The organism is Roseobacter weihaiensis (assembly GCF_020622345.1).
Taxonomy (GTDB): Bacteria; Pseudomonadota; Alphaproteobacteria; order Rhodobacterales; family Rhodobacteraceae; genus Roseobacter; species Roseobacter weihaiensis.
In genome coordinates, this window is record NZ_JACNMO010000001.1 from 239,327 (window position 1) to 254,571 (window position 15,245).

At 60.2% G+C, this 15,245-nt stretch carries 17 protein-coding genes; 8 read left to right on the forward strand and 9 right to left on the reverse strand.

What is annotated here, in order from left to right:
- The first annotated feature begins 132 nt into the window (after nucleotides 1–132).
- From H7847_RS01280 to H7847_RS01305, 6 genes are all read left to right on the forward strand, one after another.
- Nucleotides 133–1,053, forward strand: coding sequence for a manganese-dependent inorganic pyrophosphatase (locus tag H7847_RS01280; RefSeq protein ID WP_227267570.1), 921 nt, complete (start codon nucleotides 133–135; stop codon nucleotides 1,051–1,053).
- Nucleotides 1,054–1,157: 104 nt separating this feature from the next.
- The gene (locus H7847_RS01285; protein WP_227267571.1) at nucleotides 1,158–2,030 is read left to right on the forward strand and encodes an HAD family hydrolase; all 873 of its coding nucleotides are present in this window, start codon (nucleotides 1,158–1,160) and stop codon (nucleotides 2,028–2,030) included.
- A gap of 88 nt (nucleotides 2,031–2,118) precedes the next feature.
- A complete protein-coding gene (locus H7847_RS01290; RefSeq protein WP_227267572.1) occupies nucleotides 2,119–2,562 on the forward strand; it encodes a MaoC family dehydratase in 444 nt (147 codons plus the stop codon).
- Between the two features lie 58 nt (nucleotides 2,563–2,620).
- A complete protein-coding gene (locus tag H7847_RS01295) occupies nucleotides 2,621–3,553 on the forward strand; it encodes a bifunctional riboflavin kinase/FAD synthetase (RefSeq protein ID WP_227267573.1) in 933 nt (310 codons plus the stop codon).
- Nucleotides 3,550–4,020, forward strand: a complete 471-nt coding sequence (locus H7847_RS01300) for a YcgN family cysteine cluster protein (protein WP_227267574.1) — start codon at nucleotides 3,550–3,552, stop codon at nucleotides 4,018–4,020. Before H7847_RS01295 ends, H7847_RS01300 begins: the two co-directional genes overlap by 4 nt.
- Nucleotides 4,020–5,060, forward strand: coding sequence for a threonine aldolase family protein (locus tag H7847_RS01305; RefSeq protein WP_227267575.1), 1,041 nt, complete (start codon nucleotides 4,020–4,022; stop codon nucleotides 5,058–5,060). Before H7847_RS01300 ends, H7847_RS01305 begins: the two co-directional genes overlap by 1 nt.
- Here H7847_RS01305 and H7847_RS01310 read toward each other — a convergent pair.
- A complete protein-coding gene (locus H7847_RS01310) occupies nucleotides 5,037–5,837 on the reverse strand; it encodes an alpha/beta fold hydrolase (protein ID WP_227267576.1) in 801 nt (266 codons plus the stop codon). The two genes, H7847_RS01305 and H7847_RS01310, sit on opposite strands and share 24 nt — an antisense overlap.
- On the reverse strand, nucleotides 5,834–6,433 hold the full coding sequence (locus H7847_RS01315) for a 2-hydroxychromene-2-carboxylate isomerase (protein WP_227267577.1): 600 nt from the start codon (nucleotides 6,431–6,433) through the stop codon (nucleotides 5,834–5,836). The genes H7847_RS01310 and H7847_RS01315 overlap by 4 nt, the downstream gene beginning before the upstream one ends.
- Nucleotides 6,434–6,548: 115 nt before the next feature.
- Between H7847_RS01315 and H7847_RS01320 the strand changes: the two genes are divergently transcribed.
- The gene (locus tag H7847_RS01320; protein WP_227267578.1) at nucleotides 6,549–7,568 is read left to right on the forward strand and encodes a ribose-phosphate pyrophosphokinase; all 1,020 of its coding nucleotides are present in this window, start codon (nucleotides 6,549–6,551) and stop codon (nucleotides 7,566–7,568) included.
- A 72-nt stretch (nucleotides 7,569–7,640) separates the two neighbouring features.
- On the opposite strand, the gene H7847_RS01325 is transcribed toward H7847_RS01320, so the two are convergent.
- The 7 genes from H7847_RS01325 to H7847_RS01355 all read right to left on the reverse strand — a co-directional run bounded on the left by H7847_RS01325 (nucleotide 7,641) and on the right by H7847_RS01355 (nucleotide 14,312).
- Nucleotides 7,641–8,213 carry a hypothetical protein gene (locus H7847_RS01325; protein WP_227267579.1) on the reverse strand — a complete coding sequence of 191 codons (573 nt, stop codon included), beginning with the start codon at nucleotides 8,211–8,213 and terminating at the stop codon, nucleotides 7,641–7,643.
- Between the two features lie 169 nt (nucleotides 8,214–8,382).
- The gene (locus H7847_RS01330; RefSeq protein WP_227267580.1) at nucleotides 8,383–8,799 is read right to left on the reverse strand and encodes a F0F1 ATP synthase subunit epsilon; all 417 of its coding nucleotides are present in this window, start codon (nucleotides 8,797–8,799) and stop codon (nucleotides 8,383–8,385) included.
- Nucleotides 8,800–8,811: 12 nt separating this feature from the next.
- Nucleotides 8,812–10,236, reverse strand: a complete 1,425-nt coding sequence (atpD, locus tag H7847_RS01335) for a F0F1 ATP synthase subunit beta (RefSeq protein ID WP_227267581.1) — start codon at nucleotides 10,234–10,236, stop codon at nucleotides 8,812–8,814.
- 20 nt (nucleotides 10,237–10,256) lie between these two features.
- The gene (locus tag H7847_RS01340) at nucleotides 10,257–11,132 is read right to left on the reverse strand and encodes a F0F1 ATP synthase subunit gamma (RefSeq protein ID WP_227267582.1); all 876 of its coding nucleotides are present in this window, start codon (nucleotides 11,130–11,132) and stop codon (nucleotides 10,257–10,259) included.
- 11 nt (nucleotides 11,133–11,143) lie between these two features.
- On the reverse strand, nucleotides 11,144–12,682 hold the full coding sequence (gene atpA / locus H7847_RS01345; RefSeq protein ID WP_227267583.1) for a F0F1 ATP synthase subunit alpha: 1,539 nt from the start codon (nucleotides 12,680–12,682) through the stop codon (nucleotides 11,144–11,146).
- Nucleotides 12,683–13,243 carry a F0F1 ATP synthase subunit delta gene (locus tag H7847_RS01350; protein WP_227267584.1) on the reverse strand — a complete coding sequence of 187 codons (561 nt, stop codon included), beginning with the start codon at nucleotides 13,241–13,243 and terminating at the stop codon, nucleotides 12,683–12,685.
- Between the two features lie 334 nt (nucleotides 13,244–13,577).
- Nucleotides 13,578–14,312, reverse strand: a complete 735-nt coding sequence (locus H7847_RS01355) for a methyltransferase domain-containing protein (RefSeq protein ID WP_227267585.1) — start codon at nucleotides 14,310–14,312, stop codon at nucleotides 13,578–13,580.
- 63 nt (nucleotides 14,313–14,375) lie between these two features.
- Here H7847_RS01355 and gloB point away from each other — a divergent pair, with 63 nt between their 5' ends.
- The gene (gloB, locus tag H7847_RS01360) at nucleotides 14,376–15,143 is read left to right on the forward strand and encodes a hydroxyacylglutathione hydrolase (protein ID WP_227267586.1); all 768 of its coding nucleotides are present in this window, start codon (nucleotides 14,376–14,378) and stop codon (nucleotides 15,141–15,143) included.
- Nucleotides 15,144–15,245 lie beyond the last annotated feature (102 nt).

Here is a 15,245-nt window from a genome sequence, read left to right on the forward strand (position 1 = left end):
CACCAGCACCCTAAGAGATCAGACCCGAAGGTTTCCGCGGCAAAAAATGCAATTCCGCGCCGGCGGGGTGACACCGGGCTGCCGCGTGTTATAAGGCGCGAAAAATGCACCCGCTCACGATTGGAACACCGTATGACAACGCTTGTTTTTGGCCATAAATCCCCTGATACCGACAGCACCGGATCCCCGATTATCTGGGCGTGGTATCTCAACCAGATCAAAGGTGTCGCCGCAAAGCCGGTGCTTTTGGGTGAGCCGAATACCGAGGCGCTCTTTATGCTGGAGCGCTGGAACCTCGACAAACCTCAGATCATCTCGGACCTTGCCGCCGACACGCCGGTGGTTATCGTGGATACCAACAACCCCGCAGAGCTGCCCAACAACATTAACAACGCAGAGATCACACAGATCATCGATCATCACAAACTGTTCGGTGGGCTGGAGACAAAAGGCCCTATCGAGATCAGGGTCGAACCGCTGGCCTGTACTGCCACGATCATGTGGAAGATGATCGGCAAGGACATGGCCCAGATGCCCGAATCTGTGAAAGGCGCGATGCTATCGTGCATCCTGTCGGATACGCTGGAGTTCCGCAGCCCGACCACCACGCAGGAAGACAAGGGCGTTGCGCATGATCTTGCCAAAGACCTCGGTGTCGATATCTCCGCCTATGCGGCTGAAATGTTTGCGGCCAAGTCTGACGTTTCGGCGTTCTCTGATGCGGAGTTGCTGCGTATGGACAGCAAGCAATACGAGGTCGACGGCAAGCAATTCCGCGTCTCGGTGCTGGAGACAACCTCCCCCCAGCAGGTACTGGACCGCAAAGACACCCTGATGGCGGCGATGCCGGGGGTGGCCTCAGAGGATGGCGCGGATCAGGTACTGCTCTTTGTCGTGGACATCCTGAACGAAGAAGCCACCCTGCTGGTGCCGAACGATCTGGTGAAATCCGTGGCCGAAAAGAGCTTTGACGCGGCAGTGGGCGGCGATACGGTTGTGCTGCCGGGCATCATGAGCCGCAAAAAGCAGATCATTCCCAACCTCAAGGTCTGACCCGCAAGCGGTGCACGGCCCCGACATTGAACCAAAACGCGGGTCTGCCCATCGCAGCGTCCGCGTTTTGATCTTCCATAGCTCCCTTCAGGAAGGACCTGACCATGACCCGGATCATCACCGCGCTTTCGGATATCTCCGCGCAATATGACGCGCTTTTTGTTGATCTGTGGGGCTGCGTGCATAATGGTGTCGACGCCTTCCCCGAAGCGGTGGAGGCACTCAAGGCCTACCGCGCCAGCGGGGGCAAGGTGGTGCTGGTTACCAACTCTCCGCGCCCGCGCGCAGGCGTGGAAAAGCAACTGCTCCAGTTCGGTGTGCCGCAGGACGCCTGGGATACGATTGCGACCTCGGGTGACAGCGCCCGCTCCGCCATGTACCGGGGGGTCGTGGGCACCGACGTCTGGCACATCGGGCCCGAGACGGACGTCAAATTCTTTGAACCGCCCAAGCTGGTCGAAGACCCGCTGGCTATCAAACGCGTCCCGCTGGACGCGGCCCAAGGCATGGTCTGCACCGGCCCGTTTGACAGCCTGGCCGACCCGGATGTCATGCGCCCGCAGTTTCTGCTGGCCAAGCAGCGCGGGCTGAAACTGCTTTGTGCAAACCCCGACATTATCGTTGATCGCGGCGACCAGCGCGAATGGTGCGCCGGGGCGCTGGCAAAGCTCTATACCGAGATGGGCGGCGAAAGCCTCTATTTCGGCAAGCCGCATCCTCCGATCTACGATCTTGCGCGGCGCCGTCTGACAGCGCTGGGTGCGGACGTCTCTGACAATCGCATCCTCGCCATTGGCGATGGCGTTCTGACCGATATTGCGGGGGCAATGGGTGAGGATATCGATTCTCTCTTTATCTCCGGGGGCCTGGCCGCCGCTGAGACGCAAACGATGCGGCAACCTGACGCGCAGGCGCTGAAAACCTATCTGGACCAGGAAAAATCCAACCCAACCTTCACAATCGGCCATCTTCGTTAAGACATTCCGCTTGATTTTCTGCATTTGCAAAGTAATAAAGTTTCAAGTAGATCATGTTATGTAGTAGAAAATTACCGGAAGGGTCATCATGTTGGATAATCTGCCACGTGGTACAATCTGCATCGAAGACATCGAAATGGGCATGACGCGGCACCTCAACAAGGTGGTGACGGACGCTGATATCGAGATGTTCGCGCAGATATCGACGGACCGCAACCCGGTGCATCTGGATGATGACTACGCCCGTGATACGATCTTTGAAGGCCGCATTGCGCATGGCATGCTCACCGCCGGGCTGATTTCCGCCGTGATCGGGGAACAGCTTCCGGGACATGGGACTGTCTATCTGGGGCAATCGCTGAAATTCCTTGCGCCCGTCCGCCCCGGCGACATGGTCTATGCCGAGGTGAAGGTAGTCGACATCGACCCCGCCAAACGACGGGTCAAAATGGACTGCCATTGCGCCGTGGACGGTAAAAAAGTGCTGATCGGCGAGGCGACGGTCATGGCCCCGTCCCGCAAGTTCGACTGAAACCTCCAAGGCTTTTCGCCCGCTTGCGTGTCGCCGCTGCGGCAGCTAGTCAAGGTGCATGAAGATACTGCGCGACTACCAATTCGTCGACCCCGAGGATCGGGGGGCAAGTGCCGCGATCGGCAATTTTGACGGCGTGCACCTGGGCCATCAGTCGGTGATTGATCTTGCGCGCACCGCAGCCCCCCAGGCCCCTTTGGGTATCCTGACGTTTGAGCCACACCCGCGCGCCTATTTTGCGCCCGATGCCGCACCTTTTCGGCTGATGAGCCGGGAAGCGCGCGCCAGCAGGCTCGAAAAGCTCGGCGTGGATGTGCTTTATGAGCTGAACTTCAACGCGGCGCTCGCGGCCCTGAGCCCCGAAGAATTCGCTCAGCGGGTGCTCTGCGACGGCTTTGGGCTCACCCACGTGATTGTCGGCGCCGATTTCTGCTTTGGCAAAGGGCGCAGCGGCACAGCCTCGGACATGCAGCGTTTCGGTCAGACCATGGGCTTTGACGTGACGATTGCCCCGCTGATGGCACAGTCAGAGACAGTCGTCTCTTCCACCGCGATCCGGCGGGCGCTGAGCGACGGCAACCCGCGGGAGGCGGCGGCCATGCTGGGACACTGGCACCGGATCGAAGGGCCCGTCGTCGGCGGCGAGCAACGGGGGCGCGAGCTGGGATATCCGACCGCGAATATGTCCATAGAAGGGCTGCATCCACCGGCCTTCGGGGTCTACGCGGTGCTGGTCGACGTGCTGGAGGGCCCGCATCAGGGCAGTTATCACGGGGTCGCCTCCATCGGGGTTCGCCCGATGTTCGGGGAAAATCGACCCAATCTGGAAACCTTCGTGTTTGATTTCTCGGGCGATCTTTATGGCACGCCGCTGTCCGTGGGCCTTGTCGAACACCTCAGGCCAGAAGAAAAATTCGACAGCCTTGAGGCGCTCATCACCCAGATGGATGCAGACAGTGCCCGCGCACGTGCCATTCTGGCGGCCCTATGAGCGATCCGATTGACCGCCACGGGCTCAAGGACAGGTTTTGGGAGCGTAAACCGCTCGCCAGGATGACCCAGCAGGAATGGGAGGCGCTCTGCGACGGATGCGGCAAATGCTGCCTCAACAAGCTCGAAGACGAAGACACCGGCGAGGTGGCCCTGACCCGGATCGCCTGCCGGCTTCTGGATGACAGCACTTGTCGCTGCGCGCATTACAAAAACCGCCATCAGTTTGTACCCGATTGCATCGTGCTGAGACCGGATAATCTGGACACCCATGCCTATTGGATGCCCGAGACCTGCGCCTACCGGCTGCTCTGGCAGGGCAAGCCCCTGCCCGCCTGGCACCCGTTGATCTCCGGGTCCGCGCAATCCGTGCATGAGGCGGGGATTTCGGTGCAGGGCATGACGCTCAGCGAATTCGATATCCCCGAAGATGAGTGGGAAGAGCATATCATAGAGGAGCCCTCCTGATGTTTCTGGCCTCTGATAATGCGGGCCCCGCGCACCCGCAGGTGATGCAACACGTGCTGGCCGCAAATGACGGCTACGCCATGCCCTACGGCGCCGACGACATCATGGACAGCGTAACGCACAAGCTGCGCGACATCTTCAAAGCTCCCGAAGCAGCGGTCTACCTGGTGGCGACGGGCACGGCGGCCAATGCGCTTGCCCTGGGGTGCTATACGCAGCCGTGGCAGACGGTGTTCTGCTCGCCTGTCGCCCATATCCACGAAGACGAGTGCAATGCGCCTGAATTCTACGCCAGCGGTGCCAAGCTGACACTGGTGCCCGGCGCGGACAAGATGACGCCGGATGCCCTGCGCCGCGCGATCGAACAGGAAAACACCCGCGGCGTGCATGGCCCCCAGCGCGGGCCCATCTCGATCACCCAGGTGACCGAGCGGGGCAGTCTGTACACATTGCAAGACCTGCGGGCGCTCACGGCGGTGGCGAAAGATTTCGGCCTGCCGGTCCACCTCGATGGGGCCCGGTTTGCCAATGCCATGGTGGCCCTCGACTGCTCTGCGGCAGAGATGACGTGGCAGGCGGGCGTCGATGTCGTCAGTTTCGGCGGCACCAAGAACGGGTGCATGGGCGTCGAGGCGGTTGTGTTCTTCGATCCTGAAAAGGCCTGGGAGTTTGAACTGCGGCGCAAGCGCGGCGCGCATCTGTTCTCCAAGCATCGGTATCTCTCGGCCCAGATGCAGGGCTATCTGGAGGATGACCTGTGGCTCGCCTGCGCGCGGCAGGCCAACACCAAAGCGGCCCGACTTGCCGATGGACTGAAGGCCAGGGGCGCGGATTTTCTGCACGCCCCGCAGGCGAACATGATCTTTGCCAGCTTCCCCCGCGCCGTGCATCAGCGGTTGCACGCCGCAGGCGCAAAATACTACATCTGGGAAGGCGCATTGGAGGGCACGGACCCCGAGGAAATGCTCGCCGCGCGGCTTGTCTGTGACTGGTCGATCTCAGAACAGCAGCTCGATCTATTCCTCAGCCATTTCCAATAGCCCGCGGATCTCATCTGCGACCGCGAGCGGATGGGTCAGCGGACACATGTGTCCGGCCCCGGCAATCCATGCCCGGCGGGTATTTGGCAAGCGGGCCGCGAGGCTCTCGTGTATCGCGTCGATGATCTCGGGCGATCTCTGCCCCTGAACGAGCACCCCCGGCATATCCGCCCGGCCCAGCATGCCCGGTGCCATCAGCTGCGCGTTGTCGTCCAGGATCGCCGGCGTCTGGGCGGGGACCAGATGCATCCGGTCGGAAAGATAGCGGCGGGTGACCTCCGGTATGTTCTCCCACCGCGTGCCATCGCCCCAGAAGCGGTTGAAGCGCCGGGCGGCAAGGGCGGTATCGCCCTGCGCCAGCGCCGTGAAACACGGTGCCGTCTCCTCCTCATGCGCACGGGCCTTTGCAGGGGCATCCCGTCTGGCCGCCGCAAAGAAAACCGGTTCGATCAGGGTCAAACTTCGCACCAGATGCGGCTGCTCCACCGCCAGCCGCAGGGCGACCGTCGCACCGAACGAATGGCCGATCACATCCATTGGCTCTATCAGATAGCCAAGGGCCGTATCGGTGCAGAGCCGGTGCAGGTCACATTGTCCGTCCCAATCGTTGCTTTTGCCATGGCCCGGCAGATCGAAGGCCACCAGCGTCAGGTCATCCGCCAGGGCGTCACCAAGCCCGCGCCATGCGCCCGAATGCGCCAACGTGCAGTGGATCGCCAAGGCACGCCGCGCACCCTGCCCAAAGCTTTGGCAGTGGGCGTTGAAACCTGCGCTCACATCTTTCCGGCGAGCGTGGCCTCCAGATCGTCGATCCGGTCCTGCCCCCAGAACCGCTGGTCCTGATCGGTGATGTAGAACGGCGCGCCGAAGACGCCACGTTCCACCGCTTCTTCCAGGTTGGCGGCGTAGGTCTCCGCCCCTTCCAACAGACCGCTATCCGCAAGCGACGGATCAAAGCCCGCCTCTGCAAGGCAGGCCCGCACCACCTCATCCTCGGCAATGTCCTTTTCCTCGGCCCAAACCGCGCGGGTCAGCGCTACCATCAGCTTGCCAAGATCGCCCCCGCCCGCGTTCTGCGCGGCAATAAAGGCGTAGGAGGAGGGCGCGCTGTTCGTCGGCCAGTGGGCCGGCTTGAGGTTTAACGGCATCCCCAGTTTCTTGGCCTGACGCACAAGTTCCTGGGCGCGATACTCAACACGGCTGATATGCCGGTCCTTGGGCGGCGTGCCGCCGGTGCGCGCAAAAAGCGACATGATGTCCAGCGGTTTGTACGTGATGGTTGCACCCTGTCTGGCGGCAACCTCTCCGGCCCGGTTCCCGGCCAGGTAGGTAAAGGGCGAGATGGTTGAGAAAAAGAGATCAATATGGGCCATTTTCCGGTTCCTTTTTGGGGACTGTGTTCTTTGCCGATTGGTAAGGCCGTGTTAGGTGGAGTCAACATCACGAATCTGTCACATTTTCCTGTCGCTGCTCCCGGAAGCCCCTCCCATGCCCCAAATCCAAGAACCCAAGCTGATCTCTGGCAACGCCAACATGCCGCTCGCCAAAGCGATTGCACGGCGCATGTCGATGCACCGCGGTGTGCAGGTCGGGCTGGTTGACGCGCGGGTGGAGCGGTTCAACGACGGCGAAATCTTTGTCGAGGTGTTTGAGAACGTACGCGGCGAGGACATGTTCATCCTGCAACCAACATCCAACCCGGCCAACGACAACCTGATGGAGCTGCTGATTATGGCCGACGCGCTGCGCCGGTCGTCAGCGGCGCGGGTCACGGCCGTGCTGCCCTATTTCGGCTACGCGCGTCAGGACCGCCGTACCAAGGCACGCACCCCGATCACAGCCAAGATGGTGGCGAATATGCTGGTCGGTACAGGGATCGAAAGGGTGCTGACCATGGACCTGCACGCCGCCCAGATTCAGGGGTTTTTCGACATCCCCGTGGACAACCTCTACGCCTCTCCGATCTTTGCCCTGGACATCAAGACCGAATTCAAGGACCGGATGGACAAACTGATGGTGGTCTCCCCCGATGTAGGCGGTGTGGCCCGCGCGCGCGAGCTCGCCAAGCGGATCAACTCCCCCCTCGCGATTGTGGACAAAAGGCGCGAAAAACCGGGTGAGATTGCAGAAATGACAGTGATCGGGGATGTCTCCGGGAAAACCTGCCTGATTGTGGACGATATGTGCGATACCGCCGGCACGCTCTGCAAGGCCGCTGAAGTGCTGATCGAGAACGGTGCCAAGGAAGTCCACTCCTACATCACGCACGGGGTGATGTCCGGGCCGGCGGTCGAACGGGTCACGAAATCTGTCATGAAATCGCTGGTGATCACGGATACCATCGAACCCACCGATGCGGTCGCCAAGGCACCCAACATCCGCATCGTGCCCACGGCTCCGGTCTTTGCGCAGGCGATCCTGAACATCTGGAACGGCACCTCCGTCTCCTCGCTGTTCGAAGCAGAGACGTTGAGCCCGATCTACGACGGTATGTACGCGGCCGAATAACGCCACCCTTGAGGGCTTACCTCCCACGGACACGCCTCAATACGAAGCGACGAGGGTTTTCTGACGGACGCTTTACTGGCCCGGTGCGGCCCCCTCGCGATCAAGCTTGGCCTGATATTTGCGCGACAGAACCTCCATTCGGGGCTCCCAGACATAGCGGGTATCTTCGAGGGTTGGCGACCAGAACAGGTGCCCGCCAAACCGCCATGGATCCAGCACAACCCCCTCTTCCAGACTATCGCCGCGCTCGCTGATGATGGCGGTGCTGTGGTCAATGCGAAACTCGCTGCCTTCGGCAATGGCCCGGTGTATCTCAAGCGTTTCAAACCCTTCCTGGTTCAACCTCTTTTCGATGTCTTCGGCCCAATGCACGCAAATGCCGCGATCCCGCAGGCCGTTGTTGACCTTTGCATTGTGCAGAATGGGCGATGAGGTCACATTGTATTCCTGTCTGAGTTGCAGCGAATAAGTGTAGGCGATCTGAGCCGCACGTGCGGCCTCTTCGGGGTCAACACTGCTGCCAAGGCTCCGGATCTCGAGCGCCAGCAGATCTATGTCAGTCTGTGTGACTTCTTTCGGGGCCTGTGCACAGCCGGCAACCACCGTCACCAGCAAGAGCGATACTACAACAGCAGATTTTTTCATTCTGTTTTTCCCATACGCAGCGAAACCGAGGACATCCTAGGTGACCAAAACCGAATTTGCAGCGAGAAACCCGGACATCCTGCCCCAAATTCTATGCCATTCCGCGAGATAAAAAAATAGCCCCGGAGGGACCCCCCGGAGCTATCACAACTTTTTGCCCATGCTTGGGCTAGAGAGTAATATGATCGCCCACGGCCACCATGTCAGCCAGCAGCTTGGCCGCGTCATCGACAGGGCCCGGTTCGTTTTCAAAGGCTTGCTTGGCATTTTCAAGCGCCTCTTCGGCTTCTTTCACCATGGCGTCGTGGTCTGCTTTGGTGACCTCAGCCTTGGGGATTGCCCGCTCCGCCAGAACCGAGATACCGCGTGCACTGATTTCGGCAAAGCCACCGGTCACGACGAATTCCGATTTGCCATCCGGCCCGTCGGTGATCAGCAGGCCAGGCCGCAGCGTGGTGATGGTTGGCGCGTGGTCCGCCATGGCCGTCATATCGCCATCAGCACCCGGTATCTGCACAGCCGTCACCTGCGCAGAGGCCAGCAAGCGCTCCGGCGAGACGAGGTCGAATTGCACTGTATCTGCCATTCTCAGGCCTCCTTAGGCAGCGTCAGCCGCCATTTTTTCAGCTTTGGCTTTGACTTCTTCGATGCCGCCGACCATGTAGAATGCGCCCTCGGGCAGGTGGTCGTATTCGCCGGCCACAACCGCCTTGAAGCTCTCGATGGTCTCAGTCAGGGGCACCTGCACCCCGTCTGAGCCGGTAAAGACCTTGGCCACGTCGAACGGCTGGCTGAGGAACCGCTGGATTTTCCGGGCGCGCGCCACGGTCAGCTTGTCCTCTTCGGAGAGTTCGTCCATCCCGAGGATCGCGATGATATCCTGCAGCGACTTGTACCGCTGGAGAATCCCCTGCACGTCACGGGCCACCTGGTAGTGTTCGTCGCCCACAACCGAGGGGTCCATCAGACGCGATGTGGAATCGAGCGGGTCCACAGCCGGGTAGATGCCCAGTTCCGAAATGGCGCGCGACAGCACCGTTGTCGCATCAAGGTGCGCAAAGGAGGTCGCGGGCGCGGGGTCGGTGAGGTCATCCGCAGGCACGTAGACCGCCTGCACCGAGGTGATCGACCCGGCTTTCGTCGAAGTGATGCGTTCCTGCATCGCCCCCATGTCAGTGGCCAGCGTCGGCTGGTAGCCCACGGCGGAAGGAATGCGGCCCAGCAGGGCGGAAACTTCGGACCCGGCTTGGGTAAAGCGGAAGATGTTGTCTACAAAGAACAGAACATCCGTGCCCGACTGGTCGCGGAACTGCTCGGCCAGCGTCAGGCCGGTGAGAGCCACGCGCATCCGCGCGCCGGGTGGTTCGTTCATCTGACCGTAGACCAGCGCCACCTGGCTTTTCGACAGGTCGTCGGGGTTAATCACGTTGGATTCGATCATCTCGTGGTAGAGGTCATTGCCCTCGCGAGTCCGCTCCCCCACGCCCGCGAACACGGAAAAGCCCGAGTGCACCTTGGCGATGTTGTTGATGAGTTCCATGATGAGAACGGTCTTGCCCACGCCCGCACCACCGAAGAGGCCGATCTTGCCGCCCTTGGCGTAAGGTGCCAGCAGGTCGATCACCTTGATGCCGGTTTCCAGAACTTCAGATGTGGTGGATTGTTCGGCAAAAGCTGGCGCGTCTTGGTGGATGGAGCGTGTCTCATCCGCGGCGACAGGACCTTTTTCGTCGATGGGCTCCCCCACCACGTTCATGATCCGGCCGAGCGTCGCGTTACCCACGGGGATGGAGATCGGCCCGTCGGTATCGGTCACCTTCTGACCGCGTACGAGGCCTTCGGTGCTGTCCATCGCGATGGCGCGCACGGTGTTTTCACCCAGGTGCTGGGCCACCTCTAGGATCAGGCGGTTGCCATTGTTATCCGTTTCCAGCGCGTTCAGGATCTCCGGCAGGTGATCTTCGAACTGGACGTCGACGACCGCGCCGATGACTTGTGTTAGTTTGCCGACTGCATTTGCCATGTCGTTTCTCCGGTTTATTCTTAAAGCGCTTCCGCGCCTGAAATGATTTCGATCAGCTCGTTGGTGATGACGGCCTGCCGCGAGCGGTTGAATTCAATCGTCAGGTTGTCGATCATCTCGCCCGCGTTACGTGTGGCGTTGTCCATCGCGGACATCCGAGCGCCCTGCTCAGAAGCACCGTTTTCCAGCAGGGCCGAGAAAATCTGTGTCGCTACACCGCGTGGCAGAAGATCGGCCAGAATGGCCTCTTCGTCCGGCTCATAGTCAAACAGCGTCGAAGCTTCATCCCCTTCCTGCGCGTCGAATTTGGCAGGGATGATCTGCTGCGCCGTCGGGATCTGGCTGACCACGTTGACGAACTTCGAGTAAAAGATCGTCGCGACGTCAAATTCACCGCCATCGAAACGGGCGAGCACGTCCTTGGCGATACCTTGTGCATCGCCGTAACCGACGCGTTTGACCTCTGTCAGGTCCACGTGTCCGATGAACAGATCGCCAAAGTCGCGCTTCATCTGATCGCGACCCTTCTTGCCGACCGTGAGGATTTTCACCTCTTTGCCTTCACCCACCAGCTTTGTGGCCTGGGTCTTGGCGAGCTTTGCGATGTTGGAGTTGAACCCGCCGCACAAGCCGCGCTCCGAGGTCATCACGATCAGGAGCTGCACCTTTTCGCTGCCGGTGCCCGACAACAATCTGGGGGCGGAATCCGACCCGCCAACGGAGGCCGCAAGCCCGGCCATCACGGCGTTGAACCGTTCGGTGTAGGGGCGCGATTGCTCCGCGGCCTCCTGCGCACGGCGCAGCTTTGCCGCCGCAACCATCTGCATCGCCTTGGTGATCTTGCGGGTCGATTTGACCGACTCGATTCTGTTTTTTAGGTCCTTAAGACTTGGCATGGGCCTACCTCTTAAGCGAAGTCAGAGGCGAATTCGCTGATCGCTGCTTTGAGCTTATCCGCAGCGTCACCCTTGATCTTGGGATCTTCGTTTGTGATCCACTCAAGAACGTCATTGTGTTTGGTGCGCATGTGGTTGAGCAAGGCGGCCTCGAAACGGCCCACGTCCTTGACGTCGACCTTGTCGAGGAATCCATTGGTACCCGCAAAGATGACGCAGACGATTTCTGCGTTGGTCAGCGGCGAATACTGCGGCTGTTTCATCAACTCGGTCAGCCGGGCGCCACGGGCCAGCAACTGCTGGGTGGAGGCATCGAGATCTGAGCCGAACTGCGCAAAGGCCGCCATTTCACGGTATTGCGCGAGCGACAGTTTTACCGGGCCCGCCACGGAGGACATAGCCGATGTCTGCGCAGAGGAGCCCACGCGGGACACCGACAGACCGGTGTTCACAGCCGGACGGATGCCTTGATAGAAAAGCTCGGTTTCAAGGAAGATCTGGCCATCGGTGATGGAGATCACGTTGGTCGGGATGAAGGCAGACACGTCGCCGCCTTGCGTTTCGATGATCGGCAGCGCCGTCAGCGAACCGTTGCCCGCGTCATCGCCCAGCTTGGCGGAGCGTTCCAGCAAACGGGAGTGCAGGTAGAAAACGTCGCCGGGGTAGGCTTCACGGCCCGGCGGGCGGCGTAGCAGCAGCGACATCTGACGATAGGAGACGGCCTGCTTGGAGAGATCGTCGTAGATGATCAGCGCGTGGCGGCCATTGTCGCGGAAGTGCTCCGCCATTGCGGTCGCGGCGTAAGGCGCGAGGAACTGCATCGGGGCCGGTTCGGAGGCGGTCGCGGCCACAACGATCGTGTATTTGATCGCGCCTGTTTCTTCGAGCTTTTTGACCAGCTGCGCCACGGTGGAGCGCTTCTGACCGATCGCGACGTAAACGCAGTAGAGTTTTTTGCTCTCATCATCGCCAGCCGCTTCGTTATAGGACTGCTGGTTGAGGATCGCGTCCAGCGCCACGGCCGTTTTACCGGTCTGGCGGTCGCCGATGATAAGCTCGCGCTGGCCCCGGCCGATGGGGATCATGGAGTCGACCGCTTTCAGCCCGGTTGCCATGGGTTCGTGCACCGATTTGCGCGGGATAATCCCCGGTGCCTTCACATCCGCTTGCGAGGATGTTTTCGTATTGATCGGGCCTTTGCCGTCAATGGGGTTGCCCAGACCGTCCACAACGCGGCCCAAAAGTTCGTCGCCCGTGGGCACCGATACGATGGAGTTGGTCCGTTTGACCGTGTCGCCTTCCTTGATGTCCCGGTCGGAGCCGAAGATCACCACACCGACGTTGTCGGATTCGAGGTTCAGCGCCATGCCCTGAATGCCGCCGGGGAATTCGACCATCTCCCCGGCCTGGACGTTGTCCAGACCATAGACGCGCGCAATACCGTCCCCGACGGAGAGCACGCGGCCCACCTCGGCCACCTCGGCTTCTTGACCGAAATTCTTGATCTGGTCTTTCAGGATCGCAGAAATCTCTGCTGCTTGGATACCCATTTATCCGACCTCTTTCATTGCATTCTGGAGGGAATTCAGTTTCGCGCGGATCGACGTGTCGATCATGCGCGAACCTACTTTAACAACAAGACCGCCGATGAGGCTTTCATCAACGGTTGCATTCAATGTAACGGTTTTGCCTGTCGAGGCTTTGAGTGTCTTGGCCAATTTATCGGCCTGCGTTTTTGTCAGCGCCTTGGCGGACACCACATCAGCCGTGACCTCGCCCTTTTCGCCCGCAATAATATCATGCAGGGTCGATATCAGTTGCGGCAGCACGAAAAGACGGCGCTTCTGCGCCATCAGGTTCAACGTATTTGCGACCGTGTCGCTGAGTTCCATCTTGCCGGCCAGCGCCGAGACGGCCGAGGCCTGTTCCGAGCGGGTGTAGATGGGAGAGTTCACCAACCCGCGAAAATCTTCGCTGTCGGCCAGGGCGCTCTGCAGTGCAGCAATATCTGCTTCGAGAGCCGGGATTTCACCACCCTCTTTGGCGATGCTGTACACTGCGGTTGCGTACCGCGCAGCGATACTTGTGGAGATCGAAGCTGGTTCTGACACGTCCACCCTTCCGATGTTCAGGCCCCGTTAATGCGAAAAGTCGCGTCCGCGGGAATGTTGGCGCGACTTGAATCGAGTCAAGACGTCGAAATCAGCGGTGATGTAGCAGAGAGGTTCGCCGCCCGCAACACAGTATAGTGCGTCAATGTGATACGGGGAAAGCTGCAATTTTGGGCACTTTTAGGAAACGGTCGGAAACTCACATTTCAAGGCTCTGCAGGGGCCCGCGGATCAGGCTGAGGAATGCTGTCTCGCGCCGGGCACCGTCAAGACGGAGAAGGGTGTATTATAGTGTGCGTGCGGCGAGAGCACGAAGCGCTCGACCGGGCGGATATCACACCGGCTTTGCCGCGGGTTTCAGCACCCCTACCGGGTTTGTCAGCTTGCTTTCCTGAACCTTGCCCTTTGGCGGGTAAACGAGCTTTGTGGCTTCCACCATAAATGCGCCCCCCGCCAGAAACGTCGGCATGCGACGACCGATCTTTTCCAGCGCGGGGCCGGATTTCATCCACAGCTTTCTCGACGACGGCACTTGATACAATGTCCCAAGATGGCGTTCGGGCAGAAACTGGTGTTTGCGCAACTGTGTCTCGAGCTGGCTTGAGGAATAGGGTCGACCGTAGCCAAAAGGCGTGCGATCCCGCCGCGCCCAGAGCCCCGCCCGGTTTGGAACAATGAAAAGAGCCCGCCCCCCCGGCCCGAGGACACGCCAGCATTCCTCCAGAAGGTCGGACGCCCGTTCAGATGTTTCCAACCCATGCAACAGCACCAGCTTGTCCACGTGGCCGGTCTCGATCGGCCAGCTTGTCTCTTCGGTCAGGACCGAGACATTCGGCATGCCGGAAGGCCAGGGCATCACCCCCTGCGGGCCGGGCATCAGCGCCATGACGCGCCGGGCATCGCCAAGATAGGGACGCAGCAACGGTGTCGCAAAGCCAAACCCCACCACGGTCTGGCCCTTTGCTTCGGGCCAGAACTCTCGCATGCGCGACCGCAAGGAGGCCTGTGCAGCCCGCCCCAGCGCGCTGCGGTAGTAGAAATTTCGCAGATCCTGTACATCCAGGTGCATTGCAGCCGGCCCCATGTTCGGTCACTCTGGTGCGTAGTGTTACCAAGCCTGAGGAAAATGACCATGCCCGTTGAGATCGTCACCATCCCTTGTCTGTCTGATAACTATGCGTTTTTGCTCCACGACAGTGACGCAGGCAAAACGGCGCTGGTTGATATTCCCGAGGCCGGCCCAATTCTGCAGGCGCTGGCCGGGCGGGGATGGCGGCTGAACGAGGTCTGGATCACCCACCACCATGACGATCACGTGCAGGGGCTGGGGGCTGTTCTGCAAGAGCACAAAGCTCTTGTGCGAGGGGCCGCCGCCGATGCGCATCGCCTGCCGGATTTGGATGTTGCCCTCAAAGATGGCGATGCTTTCGATTTTGCAGGACATCGCGTGGAGGTCATAGATGTCTCCGGGCACACGAAAGGCCATATTGCCTATTACTGTGCGGCGGCAGGCGCCGTCTTTACCGCCGATAGCCTGATGGCGCTGGGATGCGGGCGTCTGTTTGAAGGCACAGCAGCGCAGATGTGGGCCTCGCTCGGCAAGCTCGCCGCACTGCCGCCAGAAACGAAAGTGTGTTCAGGTCATGAATACACCGCCGCCAACGCTAGATTTGCATTAACCATTGAACCGGATAATCCTGATCTTATATCACGTGGCGAGGCGATCACGGCCGCGCGTGCCGAGGAAAAGCCGACCGTTCCGTCAACTCTGGCCCTTGAACTTGCAACCAATCCGTTTCTGCGCGCCGCAAACCCCGGAATTCGTTCAAGATTAGGGCTGACCACCGCGTCCGACAGCGACGTATTTGCTGAAATCCGCGCCCGAAAGGACGCTTTTTAACGCCCATATCGTAGTCTTGGCTGTAACGTTCACACAATTTGTGACCTCAAAAATGCAGAAAAAACTTGAAGCCGCGCTACGATCAACCAAACTCTAACACTA

Bases quoted from the DNA above. Each gene is read 5' to 3' on its own strand.
- H7847_RS01280 (WP_227267570.1), top strand. From the start codon at position 133: ATGACAACGCTTGTTTTTGGCCATAAATCCCCTGATACCGACAGCACC.
- H7847_RS01285 (WP_227267571.1), top strand. From the start codon at position 1,158: ATGACCCGGATCATCACCGCGCTTTCGGATATCTCCGCGCAATATGAC.
- H7847_RS01290 (WP_227267572.1), top strand. From the start codon at position 2,119: ATGTTGGATAATCTGCCACGTGGTACAATCTGCATCGAAGACATCGAA.
- H7847_RS01295 (WP_227267573.1), top strand. From the start codon at position 2,621: ATGAAGATACTGCGCGACTACCAATTCGTCGACCCCGAGGATCGGGGG.
- H7847_RS01300 (WP_227267574.1), top strand. From the start codon at position 3,550: ATGAGCGATCCGATTGACCGCCACGGGCTCAAGGACAGGTTTTGGGAG.
- H7847_RS01305 (WP_227267575.1), top strand. From the start codon at position 4,020: ATGTTTCTGGCCTCTGATAATGCGGGCCCCGCGCACCCGCAGGTGATG.
- H7847_RS01315 (WP_227267577.1), bottom strand. From the start codon at position 6,433: ATGGCCCATATTGATCTCTTTTTCTCAACCATCTCGCCCTTTACCTAC.
- H7847_RS01320 (WP_227267578.1), top strand. From the start codon at position 6,549: ATGCCCCAAATCCAAGAACCCAAGCTGATCTCTGGCAACGCCAACATG.
- H7847_RS01325 (WP_227267579.1), bottom strand. From the start codon at position 8,213: ATGAAAAAATCTGCTGTTGTAGTATCGCTCTTGCTGGTGACGGTGGTT.
- H7847_RS01330 (WP_227267580.1), bottom strand. From the start codon at position 8,799: ATGGCAGATACAGTGCAATTCGACCTCGTCTCGCCGGAGCGCTTGCTG.
- atpD (WP_227267581.1), bottom strand. From the start codon at position 10,236: ATGGCAAATGCAGTCGGCAAACTAACACAAGTCATCGGCGCGGTCGTC.
- H7847_RS01340 (WP_227267582.1), bottom strand. From the start codon at position 11,132: ATGCCAAGTCTTAAGGACCTAAAAAACAGAATCGAGTCGGTCAAATCG.
- atpA (WP_227267583.1), bottom strand. From the start codon at position 12,682: ATGGGTATCCAAGCAGCAGAGATTTCTGCGATCCTGAAAGACCAGATC.
- H7847_RS01355 (WP_227267585.1), bottom strand. From the start codon at position 14,312: ATGCACCTGGATGTACAGGATCTGCGAAATTTCTACTACCGCAGCGCG.
- gloB (WP_227267586.1), top strand. From the start codon at position 14,376: ATGCCCGTTGAGATCGTCACCATCCCTTGTCTGTCTGATAACTATGCG.